The organism is Micromonospora krabiensis (assembly GCF_900091425.1).
In the GTDB taxonomy this organism is placed as follows: domain Bacteria; phylum Actinomycetota; class Actinomycetes; order Mycobacteriales; family Micromonosporaceae; genus Micromonospora; species Micromonospora krabiensis.
Window position 1 is genome coordinate 5,844,340 of sequence record NZ_LT598496.1, and the last position, 12,370, is coordinate 5,856,709.

General features: G+C 72.7%; 9 protein-coding genes. 2 read left to right on the forward strand and 7 right to left on the reverse strand.

The features are described 5' to 3' along the window. Positions 1-21 precede the first annotated feature (21 nt). From GA0070620_RS26900 to GA0070620_RS26930, 7 genes are all read right to left on the reverse strand, one after another. Positions 22-1,140 (reverse strand): acetate/propionate family kinase, encoded by a 1,119-nt coding sequence (locus GA0070620_RS26900; RefSeq protein WP_091595412.1) that lies wholly within the window; start codon positions 1,138-1,140, stop codon positions 22-24. Beyond that, positions 1,137-3,206 (reverse strand): phosphate acetyltransferase, encoded by a 2,070-nt coding sequence (gene pta, locus GA0070620_RS26905; RefSeq protein ID WP_091595414.1) that lies wholly within the window; start codon positions 3,204-3,206, stop codon positions 1,137-1,139. The genes GA0070620_RS26900 and pta overlap by 4 nt, the downstream gene beginning before the upstream one ends. 164 nt (positions 3,207-3,370) lie before the next feature. Continuing rightward, positions 3,371-3,550, reverse strand: coding sequence for a DUF6104 family protein (locus GA0070620_RS26910; RefSeq protein WP_091595416.1), 180 nt, complete (start codon positions 3,548-3,550; stop codon positions 3,371-3,373). 109 nt (positions 3,551-3,659) lie between these two features. Then, positions 3,660-7,403, reverse strand: a complete 3,744-nt coding sequence (locus GA0070620_RS26915; RefSeq protein ID WP_091595418.1) for a multifunctional oxoglutarate decarboxylase/oxoglutarate dehydrogenase thiamine pyrophosphate-binding subunit/dihydrolipoyllysine-residue succinyltransferase subunit — start codon at positions 7,401-7,403, stop codon at positions 3,660-3,662. 455 nt (positions 7,404-7,858) lie between these two features. Continuing rightward, positions 7,859-8,683 (reverse strand): ABC transporter permease subunit, encoded by an 825-nt coding sequence (locus tag GA0070620_RS26920; protein ID WP_091595420.1) that lies wholly within the window; start codon positions 8,681-8,683, stop codon positions 7,859-7,861. Beyond that, positions 8,680-9,615 carry an ABC transporter ATP-binding protein gene (locus tag GA0070620_RS26925; protein ID WP_091595422.1) on the reverse strand — a complete coding sequence of 312 codons (936 nt, stop codon included), beginning with the start codon at positions 9,613-9,615 and terminating at the stop codon, positions 8,680-8,682. Before GA0070620_RS26925 ends, GA0070620_RS26920 begins: the two co-directional genes overlap by 4 nt. A 143-nt stretch (positions 9,616-9,758) precedes the next feature. Then, on the reverse strand, positions 9,759-10,421 hold the full coding sequence (locus GA0070620_RS26930; RefSeq protein ID WP_091595423.1) for a hypothetical protein: 663 nt from the start codon (positions 10,419-10,421) through the stop codon (positions 9,759-9,761). A 163-nt stretch (positions 10,422-10,584) separates the two neighbouring features. On the opposite strand from GA0070620_RS26930, the gene GA0070620_RS26935 reads away from it, so the two are divergent. Further along, entirely contained in the window at positions 10,585-11,361 is a 777-nt protein-coding gene (locus GA0070620_RS26935; RefSeq protein ID WP_091595425.1) for a GNAT family N-acetyltransferase, read from the forward strand. Beyond that, complete coding sequence (locus tag GA0070620_RS26940) at positions 11,358-12,353, forward strand: lysophospholipid acyltransferase family protein (protein ID WP_157741713.1); 996 nt, start codon at positions 11,358-11,360, stop codon at positions 12,351-12,353. The genes GA0070620_RS26935 and GA0070620_RS26940 overlap by 4 nt, the downstream gene beginning before the upstream one ends. The last annotated feature ends 17 nt before the right edge of the window (positions 12,354-12,370 follow it).

Consider the following 12,370-nt stretch of genomic DNA (forward strand, 5'->3'; position numbering starts at 1 on the left):
GGGCACCCACCACCGGCCCGGTCAGCCCTGCTCGGCGGCCACCCGTCGGGCGGCACGGGCGATCTCGCGCTCCTCGTCGGTGGCGATCACGCACACCGTGACCTCGGCGCCCTCCGGCGAGATCACCCGGTCACCCTGGCCCTCGTTGCGCGCCGGGTCGACGGCGATGCCGAGCCGGTCGAGCCCGGCCAGGGCGGCGGCCCGCACCGGCGCGGCGTGCTCGCCGACCCCGGCGGTGAAGGTCACCGCGTCGACGCGACCGAGCAGGGCGTAGTACGCCCCGACGTAGCCGGTGAGGCGACGGCAGTAGACGTCGAAGGCGAGCGCCGCCGCCGGGTCACCGGCCGCCCGCCGGGCCAGCACCTCCCGCATGTCGTTGACGCCGGCCAGCCCGAGCAGGCCGCTGCGGTGGTTGAGCAGGTTGTCGATGTCGTCCACGGACAGCCCGCCCTCGCGGCGCAGGTGGAAGATGACGGTCGGGTCGAGATCACCGCTGCGGGTGCCCATGACCAGACCCTCCAGCGGGGACATGCCCATCGACGTGGCCACGCTCCGGCCGCCGGCCACCGCGCACGCGCTCGCGCCGTTGCCCAGGTGCAGGGTGATCGTGTTCAGTTCGTCGTACGGCCGGTCGAGCAGATCCGCCGTGCGCCGCGACACGTACGCGTGCGAGGTGCCGTGGAAGCCGTACCGGCGGACGCCGTACCGCTCGGCGGTGTCGCGCTCGATGGCGTACGTCGCGGCGGCCTCGGGCAGGGTCCGGTGGAACGCGGTGTCGAAGACCGCGACCTGCGGCACCCCGGGGAGCGCCTCCCGGGCGACCTCGATGCCGGCCAGGTTGGGCGGGTTGTGCAGCGGCGCCAACGGGACGAGGTCGTGGATCGCGTCGAGCACCTCGTCGTCGATCAGCACCGGCTCACCGAACCGCTTGCCGCCGTGCACGACCCGGTGCCCCACGGCGGACAGCCCGGACAGGTCCAGCGTGCCGAGGATCTGCCGGACCGCCGTCTCGTGGTCGGCCGGACCGCCACCCGGCTCGCCGATCCGCTCGACGGTGCCCTTGTCGCGGACCTCGTCGCCGTCGTAGAGCCGGTACTTGACCGACGACGACCCGCAGTTGAGCACCAGCACCCGGCTCATGACGACTCCTCCGCGGCGGCCTGGATCGCGGTGATCGCCACCGTGTTGACGATGTCGGGCACGGTGGCTCCCCGGGACAGGTCGTTGACCGGCCGCCGTAGGCCCTGCATGACCGGGCCGACCGCGACCGCCCCGGCGGAGCGCTGCACCGCCTTGTACGTGTTGTTGCCGGTGTTGAGGTCCGGGAAGATGAACACCGTCGCGCGTCCGGCGACGGGGCTGCCGGGTAGCTTCGTGGCGGCGACGGACGGGTCGATCGCGGCGTCGTACTGGATCGGTCCCTCGACCAGCAGGTCGGGCCGGCGCTCCCGGACCAGCGCGGTGGCCGCCGCGACCTTCTCCACGTCCTCCCCGGCGCCGGAGCTGCCGGTCGAGTACGACAGCATCGCCACGCGCGGCTCGATGCCGAACCGGGCGGCGGTGTCGGCCGACGAGATCGCGATGTCGGCGAGCTGGGCGGCGTCCGGATCGCGGTTGACCGCGCAGTCGCCGTAGACCAGGACCCGGTCGGCGAGCAGCATGAAGAAGACGCTGGAGGCGACGGAGACACCGGGCACCGTACGGATGATCTCGAAGGCCGGGCGGATGGTGGCCGCGGTGGTGTGCGTCGCCCCGGAGACCATGCCGTCGGCGTGCCCCGTGCTGACCATCAACGTGCCGAAGTAGTTGGGCTGCGCCACGATGTCGTGCGCCAGCTCGGCGGTGACGCCCCGGTGGGCGCGCAGCCGGGCGTACTCCGCGGCGAAGTCGTCCCGCCAGTCGCTGGTGAGCGGGTCCACCACGTGCGCGTCGTCGACGTCGACGCCCAGCTCCCGGGCTCGCCGGGCGATGTCGTCCGGCCGACCGAGCAGGGTCAGCTCGGCGACGCCGCGGCGCAGCAGCACCTCCGCCGCGCGCAGGACGCGTTCCTCACCGCCCTCCGGCAGCACGAGGTGCCGGCGCCGCGTCCGGGCCCGGTCGATCAGCTCGTTCTCGAACATCAGCGGGGTGACCCGGGTGGCCCGGCTGACCCGCAGCCGGCGGGCCAGGTCGTCGGTGTCGACGTGGCGTTCGAAGGTGCCGAGGGCGGCCTCCACCTTGCGCGGGTTGCCGGGGCTGGGCCGGCCCTCGATCCGGCTGGACGCGGCCACCGTGTCGTAGCTGTCCGTCTCGACGGAGAGCACCGCGAGGCCGGTGTTCAGCTCCTCGACCAGCCGCATCACCCGCGGGTCGGGTTGTTCGCCGAGGGTGAGCACCAGCCCGGCCAGGGAGACCTGCCCGGCCACGTGTGCGGCGCTCGCCGCCACCAGCAGGTCGGCGCGGTCGCCCGGCGTGATCACCAGGGCGCCCGGAGTGAGGTGGTCGAGCAGGATCGGCACGTGGGCCGCGCCCACCACGTAGGCGAGGACGTCGCGGCTGAGCGCGCTCTCGTCGCCGGCGAGCAGGGTCGCGTCCAGCGCCGTCGCCACCTCGGCCACCGTCGGCGCCGACACGGTCGGCACCTCCGGGATGGCGTACGCCGGGACGGGCAGGTCGGGCAGCGTCATCGGCCCGGGGACCCGGTTGGCGATCACCGCGAGCACGGTCGCGCCGAGGTCGGCCAGGTCGTGGTACGCGCCGCGGGCCGCCGCCGCGATGGCGGCCGGTTCCTGCCCGAAGCCGTCGACCACGGGCACCACGACGCTGCCGAACTCGGTGGCCAGGCGGGCGTTGAACGCCAGCTCACGGGGCCGGGCCGGGTCACCGGTGTCGTCGAAGTCGCTGCCCACCACGACCATCGCCGCGCACTGCCGTTCCACGGCCCGGTAGCGCTCCACGACGCGGGAGATCAGTTCTTCCCGGCGGCCGTCGGAGACCAGGGCGGTCGCCTCGGCGTACGTGGCTCCGGCGAGGTCGGCCGGCGGAAGGTCGATCCGGTAGCGGTCGCGGAGGAGGGCGAGGATCGGGTCCGGACCGGTGCCGGCGATCAGCGGGCGGAACACGCCGATCCGGCCGACCTGGCGGGACAGCAACTCGGCGAGCCCGAGCGCGATGGTCGACTTGCCCCCGCCCGACCCGACGCTGGTCAGGTACACACTCCGCGCCACGTCCTCACCCTAGAAGATCGCGAAGCCCTCCGCCCCGTCCCAACCCCGGTGATCAAGAGGTTTGCGTCATTGTTGATCTCCAAAGTGACGCAAAGCTCTTGATCAACAGGGAGCAGGGGGGAGGGGGAGGGGGAGGGGGGAGGGGGGAGGGGGGAGGGGTGGGGTCAGTCGTCGTCTTCGTCGTCGAGGCGGGCCAGGTAGGTGGCCAGGCGTTCGATGGGGGTCTCGAACTCCGGGTTCAGGTCGACGAAGTCGCGCAGGCGCTCGGCGAGCCACTCGACGGTGATCTGCTCGTCGCCCCGGCGCTCGACCAGTTCCTCGATGCCGCGGTCGGTGAAGTACATGCGTACGTCCTCGTGTCGGGCCCGGCGTGCGGCCGGGCCGGTCCTCGACGCCAGCCGGGGCAGGACCGTCGCAACGGCCCTGCCCCGGCTCTCGGCGCGTGTGGTCAGGTCACGGGCGGGGGAGAGCCGCCTCGATCAGCGCGTTCTGCTCGACCTCGTGCATCTTCGCCGAGCCGACCGCCGGGGCGGCCGCCGCCGGGCGGGAGATGCGCCGCAGCCGGACGTCCGACAGGTGCTCCAGCAGGTTCAGCGCCACGAACGACCAGGCACCCTGGTTGGCCGGCTCCTCCTGCACCCAGGCGAAGTCCTCGGCGTTCGGGTACTGCGCGAGCGCGGCCCGAACCTCCTCGACCGGCATCGGGTAGAGCTGCTCGATCCGGATGATCGCGGTGTCGGTGATGCCGCGCTCCTGCCGGGCCTGGTACAGGTCGTAGTAGACCTTGCCCGAGCAGAGCAGCACCCGCTTCACCGACTCCGGCGCCGGAGCGGCCAGGTCGGCCAGCACCGGCTGGAAGGTGCCGCTGGTGAAGTCCTCGACCGGCGAGATGCAGAGCCGGTGCCGCAGCAGCGACTTCGGCGTGAACACCACCAGCGGCTTGCGCTTCGGCGACAGGGCCTGGCGGCGCAGCAGGTGGAAGTAGTTCGCCGGCGTGGTCGGGATGGCGACCCGCATGTTGTCCTCGGCGCAGAGCTGGAGGAACCGCTCCGGACGGCCGGAGGTGTGGTCCGGGCCCTGGCCTTCGTGACCGTGCGGCAGCAGCAGGGTCACCGCGGAGCGCTGCCCCCACTTGACCTCGCCGGAGGAGATGAACTCGTCGATCACCGACTGGGCGCCGTTGACGAAGTCGCCGAACTGGGCCTCCCAGGCGACCAGCGCGTTGACGTTCTCCACCGAGTAGCCGTACTCGAAGCCCATCGCGGCGTACTCGCTGAGCAGCGAGTCGTGCACGAAGAACCGGGACCGCTCGCCGTCGGCGGTGAGCGACTTCAGCGGCAGGTAGTCGTCGCCGGTGCGCGAGTCCACGATCGAGGCGTGCCGCTGCACGAACGTGCCGCGGCGCGAGTCCTGACCAGCGAGCCGGACGGTCACGCCGTCGTGCAGCAACGACCCGAACGCGATGATCTCGCCGAAGCCCCAGTCGATGTTGCCCTCGACGGACATCTTGGCCCGCCGGTCGAGCAGCTGCTGGATCCGCTTGTGCGGGGTGAAGCCCTCCGGCAGGTTGACGTGCGCCTCGCCGATGGCCCGGACGACCGAGGCGTCGGTGGCGGTGTCGACCTGCGGCTCCGGCTCCTCCTCGCGGCGTGGCCGGCTGAGCTGCCGGGGCGCGGTGGCGGCGTCGCGGGTGGCCTTGAAGACCCGCTCCAGCTGAGCCTGGTAGTCGCGCAGCAGCTCCTCCGCGTCCTCCACGGTGATGTCGCCCCGACCGATCAGCTCCTCGGTGTACAGCTTCCGCACCGACCGCTTCGAGTCAATGATCTTGTACATCTGCGGGTTGGACATCGACGGGTCGTCGCCCTCGTTGTGCCCGCGCCGCCGGTAGCAGACCATGTCGATCACGACGTCCTTGTTGAACGCCTGGCGGTACTCGAACGCCAGCCGGGCGACCCGTACGACCGCCTCGGGGTCGTCGCCGTTGACGTGGAAGATCGGGGCCTGGATCATCCGGGCCACGTCGGTGCTGTAGAGGCTGGACCGCGAGTACTCCGGGGCGGTGGTGAAGCCGACCTGGTTGTTGACCACCACGTGCACGGTGCCGCCGGTGCGGTAGCCGCGCAGCTGCGACAGGTTGAGCGTCTCGGCGACGACGCCCTGGCCGGCGAAGGCGGCGTCACCGTGCACCGCCAGCGGCAGGACGGTGTAGCCCTCCAGCTTGAGGTCGATCCGGTCCTGCTTGGCCCGGACGATGCCCTCCAGCACCGGGTCGACGGCCTCCAGGTGCGACGGGTTGGCCACCAGCGAGACCTTGACCGAGTGCTCGCCGTCCGGCGTCGTGAACTTGCCGTTCTGGCCGAGGTGGTACTTCACGTCGCCGGAGCCCTGCGTCGACCGCGGGTCGAGGTGCCCCTCGAACTCCGAGAAGATCTTCTCGTACGGCTTGCCGACGATGTTGGCCAGCACGTTGAGCCGGCCCCGGTGCGCCATGCCGATGACGACCTCGTCGAGACCACCCTCGGCGGACGCCTCCAGGACCTCACCGAGCAGCGGGATCAGCGACTCGCCGCCCTCCAGCGAGAACCGCTTCTGCCCGACGTACTTGGTCTGGAGGAAGGTCTCGAACGCCTCGGCGGCGTTGAGCCGGTTGAGCACGTGCTTCTGCTCGTCGGCGGCCGGCTTCTCGTACTTGCGCTCGATCCGCTCCTGGAGCCAGCGCCGCTCCTCCGGGTCCTGGATGTGCATGTACTCGATGCCGACCCGGCGGCAGTAGGAGTCGCGCAGCACGCCGAGGATCTCGCGCAGCTTCATCCGCTGCTTGCCGGCGAAGCCGTTGACCGGGAACGTCCGGTCCAGGTCCCACAGGGTCAGCCCGTGCTGGAGCACGTCCAGGTCGGGGTGCTTGCGGATCTTGAACTCGAGCGGGTCGGTGTCGGCCATCAGGTGACCGCGGACCCGGTACGCGTGGATCAGCTCGTGCACCCGCGCGGTCTTGTTGATCTGGCCCTCGCTGTCGACCGCGACGTCGCGGACCCAGCGCACCGGCTCGTAGGGGATGCGCAGCGAGGTGAAGAGCTGGTCGTAGAAGCCGTGCTCGCCGAGGATCAGCTCGTGCATGACCTTGAGGAACTCGCCGGACTGCGCGCCCTGGATGATCCGGTGGTCGTACGTGCTGGTCAGCGTGATCACCTTGCTGACCGCGAGCTCGGCGAGGGTGGCCTCGGACATGCCCTGGTAGGGCGCCGGGTATTCCATCGCGCCGACCCCGATGATCGCGCTCTGCCCCTGCATGAGCCGCGGCATCGAGTGGACGGTGCCGATGCCGCCGGGGTTGGTCAGCGAGATGGTGGTGCCGGAGTAGTCCTCCATGGTCAGCTCGTTGCGGCGGGCGCGCCGGACCACGTCCTCGTACGCCTGCCAGAACTGCCGGAAGTCCATCTGCTCGCACGCCTTGATGGAGGGGACCACCAGGTTGCGGCTGCCGTCGGGCTTGGTCAGGTCGATGGCGATGCCCAGGTTGACGTGCTCGGGCCGGACCAGCGTCGGCTTGCCGTCGACCTCGGCGTACGAGTTGTTCATCTCGGGGTGCTGGACCAGCGCCCGGACCATCGCGTAGCCGATGAGGTGGGTGAAGCTGACCTTGCCACCGCGCCCACGGGCGAGATGGTTGTTGATCACGATGCGGTTGTCGACCAGCAGCTTGGCCGGGACCGCGCGCACGCTGGTCGCGGTCGGCACGCTCAGCGAGGCGTCCATGTTCTGGACGATCTTCGCGGCGACACCGCGCAGCGGGGTGGTCTGCGGGCCGGTGGCGGTCGGGGCGGCGGCCTTGGCCGGCGCGGCCTTGGCGGCCGGCGCGGGGGCCTTGGCCGGCGCGGCGGGCTTGGCGGGCGCCGCGGTCTTCGCGGCCGCCGGCCGGGCCGGGGCGGCGGCCGGCTGCGCCGCGGCGGGCTGGGTGACGGCGGCCACGGCCTCCTGCTGCTCCGCGGGCTCCGGAGCGGCGGCGGGGGCCGCCTTGCCCTCGGGGCGGGGTGTGCCGGCGCCGGGTGCGGGGCGGTAGTCGGCGAAGAAGTCGTGCCAGGCCGAATCGACGCTCTTGGGGTCGGCGAGGTACCGCTGGTACATCTCCTCGACGATCCACTCGTTCGGGCCGAAACCCGCCAGTGGGTTCTCCTGCGAAGTCTGCTGGGTCGACACGGCCGGTAATCGCCTCTTTCACGCGGGTTTGTGTGTCACGCGGCGTCTCGTACGCCCACGCGCGGACGCAATCGAGACCGCTCCAAGGCTACGCCGTACGGATGCGGCAGGCATTTCCGCCTCGGTTGCGTGGTCGGATTCACAGAAGATGCCAGAAGTTCCGCAAGCGCTGCGTGTCCCTTTGATGACTGGTAAGGGACTGAGCATCCGCACCGATGTCCGGCCGGACCGTCGTCGGCAGGATCGGGGCCGTGGACGCTACCGGGAAACGCGGGCGCTACGCCCGCGGCATGGCGGTGGCGATCTGCCTTCTCGGGGTGGGGCCCTTCTGGCCCGGTGAGGCGCCGACCGGCGGCGTCGCCCGGGGAGGCCGCGGTCGGCGCAGGGGAGCGGCGTCGGGCGGACCACGGGTCCCGGGGCGGCGACCGTGCCGTCGCCGCCCCGGGACCTCCCGGTCAGGAGATGTCCCGCCGGCGCAGGGTGAGGGTGCCGATCGCACCGGCGACGACCGCGTACCCGATGAGCACGACGGCGCCCGCCCAGCGCGGCGGGTTGCCCGGGATCTCGGCGCCGGTGACCATCAGCGACGAGGCCAGCGACGGCACCAGCAGCTGGAGGTCGTTGATCCAGTCGCCGAACCGGCTCGCGAGGACACTGATCGCGATCGCCGCGCCGATGGTGCCGCCCAGGTAGAGCAGGATGCCGGTGACGGTGGCGCCGATCTGGCTGCGGATCAGCACGCCGAGACCCACGCCGAGGATCCCCCAGAGCAGGTACGCGAGCCCGTTGAGCCCGATCGCCTCCCAGGCGGCGGCGTTGCCGAGCTGGCTGCCGACACCGATGGCCTTGAGGACCGCCGACCCGGCGACCAGGTTGATCCCGGTGGTCACCACCCAGAAGAGCAGCGCGAGGAGCGCCGCCGCGACCAGCTTCGCGGCCATCACGGCGCTGCGGTGCGGCGACGTGAGGAACGTGGTGGTCACCGTCTGGTGGAAGAACTCGCTGGTCACCACGATGATGCCGAGCAACATCACGATGAGCAGGCCGAAGAACTGGCCGGTGGTGAACAGGTTCGCCGAGAGCGCGTCCGGGTGGGCCGCCGCCGCGAGCTGGCTGGCCTGCTCCGGCGACATCTCGCCGAGGTCCCCACTGGTGAGGGCGTCGGACTGCAACCAGTTGATCAGCAGGGTGAGGGCCCAGAGCGGCAGCGAGATGAGCGCGAAGACCCACCACGTGTTGGTGCTGCGGATCTTGAGCAGTTCGGCTCGGACGAGGTTCATCGGATGCCCGCCTTTCCGGCCGTCAGCTCCAGGAAGACGCCTTCCAGGTCGGGGCGTTCCGTGGTCAGTTCGTGCAGCTCGATGCCGGCGGCCAGGGCGGTCCGGCCGACCGTCGGGGCGTCCACCCCGGCGACCAGCAGGGTGCCGTGCTCGTCGGTGTCGACGACGGCCGACTGACCCTTGAGCGCGGTGGCCAGCGCGTCGGCCTGCGGGGTGCGGACCCGGACCCGCGCGCTCTGCGCCATCGACCCGATCACCTGGTCGACCGGGCCCTGCCGGACCAGCTGACCGGCCGCGATGATCACCACGTCGTCGGCGAGCAGCTGCATCTCCGACAACAGGTGGCTGGAGACCAGGACGGTGCGACCCTCCTGGGCCAGGTTCTTGAGGAACCCGCGCATCCACCGGATGCCCTCCGGGTCCAGCCCGTTGGCCGGCTCGTCGAGGATCAGCACGCGGGGGTCGCCGAGCATTGCGGCCGCGATGCCGAGCCGCTGCTTCATGCCGAGCGAGTAGCCCTTGAACTTGCGCTTCGCCGCCGGGGAGAGCCCGACCAGCGCCAGCGCCTCGTCGGCCCGCTGCTTCGGCAGCCCGGCCGCCGCGCAGATCACGCGCAGGTGGTTGATCCCGGTGCGGCCCTTGTGCGCGCTGGACGCCTCCAGCACCGCGCCGACGTGCCGCAGCGGCTCGCTGAGGTCGGCGTACCGGGCGCCGCTGATGGTGGCCGTGCCGCCGGTCGGCGTGACCAGGTTCAACAGCATGCGCAGGGTGGTGGTCTTCCCGGCGCCGTTCGGGCCGAGGAAGCCGGTCACCCGACCCGGCTCGACCGTGAAGGACAGGTTGTTGACCGCCCGGACGTTCTTGTACTGCTTCGTCAGGCCGGTCACCACGATCTGACCGTCGGTGGTGGGGCTTCGCTGCCCGTCAGACATCGTTCTCCTCCCGTGCGGGTGGCGTCGAGGTACGCCGTTGCACAGCGTGACGGGCCGGCGCAACAAGGTCAATCAGGCTCGGTCCGTACGTCGGTCTCCACCTCCAGCAGGACCCGGGTCCTCCTGAGGGACTACCGGTCCGCTCAGGTGGCCGAGCCGGGCAGCGCGATCCAGGTCGCCCGGGCGGTGGCCAGCAGCGCGCCGGTCGGGCCGTAGAGGCTGGTGTGGACCCCGGCCTTGCGCCCCTCGACGCCGACCGTCACGCCGGTCACCACGCACTCGTCGCCCGGCTCCGGCAGCGCGTCGACCAACGCGGCGATCCGCCCCAGGACGTACGGGCGGCCCGGGGCGATCACCGCCCACCCGCCGGGACAGTCCAGCGCCGCCCAGACCGTCGCCGTCGTGACCTCGGCGGGCGCCCGGAACGGGGCGGCCGTGCGCCCGTCCGGCACGCGGCCAGGGAAGATCCGCAGCCCGTCCGCCCGTCGCGGACCGCAGACGTAGCAGTCGGGGAAGGGGTGCCCGACGAACCCGGGGTACGCGGCCGAGACGCGGACCGCGTCCGCCCGGTCAACCGGCGGTACGACCGCGTCGAAGCCGTCCGTCGGGCGTACCTCGGCGACGACGAGCCCGTCCGGGTCGTGGACCTCGCCGTCGACCACGGTGAGCGGCGTGTCCAGCGGCGGCGGTCGGCGCAGCGTCACCTCGACCGGCCCGGGGAGCCCGGCCGCGGCGGCGAAGGTGCCGGCGCTCCATCCGCCGTTGCCCGAGCCGGGCGGGCCGTTGTAGCGGGATTCGACACGCATCGGCGACCTCCGGGTGGACGCGGCCCGGGCGTCGTCGCCGGGTCCCGTCCGGCAGCCTCGCACGCTGGGGCGGGCCGGGCGCACACGGGCCGCCGACCGCCGTTCACCGGATCGACACTCCTCGCCACCCGGGCTGGCAACCCACGGCACCTACACACATCCCATGGCCGTTCTGCACGCCGCTGGGACCCCCCTCTCGACCAGCGGTTACACCCTGTCGATCGCCGACGACCCGACACAGGTCGCGGCCGCGCAACGCCTGCGCCACGAGGTGTTCGCCACCGAACTCGGCGCCACCCTGCACCCGGGGGGCGAGGGGCTGGACGTGGACCCCTTCGACCCGTACTGCGACCACCTGATCGTCCGGCAGGAGAGCACCGGGCAGGTCGTCGGGACGTACCGGCTGCTGCCCCCCGGGCGGACCGACCGCCGGTACGCGGAGACGGAGTTCGACCTGGGCCCGCACGCCCCGCTGCGGGACGACCTCGTCGAGGCGGGCCGCTCCTGCGTCCACCCGGACCACCGCACCGGCGCGGTGATCAACTTGATGTGGGCCGGCATCTCCCGGTACCTGCACCTGCGCGGTTCCCGCTGGCTGGGCGGCTGCGCGTCGGTGCCGGTGTCCGACGGCGGGCAGGCCGTGGCGGAGGTGTGGGCGCAGGCCCAGGCCCGGCACCTCGCGCCGCCGCCGCTGCGGGTACGCCCGCTGCGCCCCTGGTTCGACGAGGTGCCGGTCGACGCGTACCCGCCCCTCGGCGGCGCGGCCGGCCGTGCCCTGGTGCCGCCGCTGCTCCGCGGTTACCTGCGGCTGGGTGCCTGGATCTGCGGCGAACCGTCGTACGACCCGGACTTCCAGGTTGCCGACTTCTACGTGCTGTTCTCGATGGACCGGATGAACCCGCGCTACCTGCGGCACTTCCTGGGTGGGGCGGAGGGGTGACCACCGTGGCGTACGACCTGTGGCGCCCCTCGTCGGGCTGCGGCGACCAGTGCCTGCCGGCGGCGGGCGAGGTGCCGTCCGTGCCGGTGGCCCGGCGGGTGGGTCGCCTGCTCGCCGGGGCCGGGATGCTCCTGGCCGGTGTCGGCCTGGTCGCCGTGCTGCCACTGCTCCCCGCGCGGGACGGACAGGCCGCGTTGCGCGCCTGGGCCCGCGGGACGGCGCGGGCCCTCGGCATCCGGCTGGTCGTCCGGGGTCGACTGCCCCGGCGTCGCTCGCTGCTGGTCGCCAACCACGTGTCGTGGCTGGACATCCTGGTGATCCTCGCGGTGGGGCCGGCCCGGATGGTGGCCAAGCGGGAGGTCCGTTCCTGGCCGCTGGTCGGGTTGCTGGCCGCCGCGGCGGGCACGATCTTCGTGGACCGGTCGCGGCCCCGGGACCTGCCGACCATGGTGGCCCGGGCCGCCGACGCCCTGCGCGCGGGCCACCCGGTGGCGGTCTTCCCCGAGGGGACGACCTGGTGCGCGGGGGAGGGCGCGGTCGAGTGCCGTCCGGTGGGCGGCTTCCGGCCGGCCCTGTTCCAGGCGGCGGTCGACGCCGGCGCTCCGGTGGTGCCGCTGCGGTTGAGTTACCGCTCCGCGGCGACGAACTCGACCACCACCGCCGCCTCCTTCCTCGGCGAGGAGACCCTGCTGCGGTCGGTGCGCCGGGTGGTCGCCGCCCGGGGCCTGGAGGTGCGGGTGACGGTCGCCGCCGCGCTGCACCCGGCGGGCGACGCGGACCGGCGGGTGCTCGCGCGGGCCGCCGAGTCCGCGGTGCACCTGGTGCCCGCCCCGGTGGTGTCCGCCGCGCGCCGGGTCGCGGTGCCGGCGGCCGTGGGGGCTCCGGCGCCGGTGGGTGCGGACGCCCTGGTGGCGCTCGTTCCGCTGGCTGCCGGTGAGCCGGACGCCGTGCGGCCGGTCGAGGCGGGCCGGAGGCTCGACCTGGCCGCGTAGCGGCATCGCGACGTGTC

Coding starts and splice junctions, on each gene's coding strand:
- GA0070620_RS26920 (WP_091595420.1), bottom strand. CDS start 8,683: ATGAACCTCGTCCGAGCCGAACTGCTCAAGATCCGCAGCACCAACACG.
- GA0070620_RS26930 (WP_091595423.1), bottom strand. CDS start 10,421: ATGCGTGTCGAATCCCGCTACAACGGCCCGCCCGGCTCGGGCAACGGC.
- GA0070620_RS26925 (WP_091595422.1), bottom strand. CDS start 9,615: ATGTCTGACGGGCAGCGAAGCCCCACCACCGACGGTCAGATCGTGGTG.
- GA0070620_RS26900 (WP_091595412.1), bottom strand. CDS start 1,140: ATGAGCCGGGTGCTGGTGCTCAACTGCGGGTCGTCGTCGGTCAAGTAC.
- GA0070620_RS26935 (WP_091595425.1), top strand. CDS start 10,585: ATGGCCGTTCTGCACGCCGCTGGGACCCCCCTCTCGACCAGCGGTTAC.
- GA0070620_RS26910 (WP_091595416.1), bottom strand. CDS start 3,550: ATGTACTTCACCGACCGCGGCATCGAGGAACTGGTCGAGCGCCGGGGC.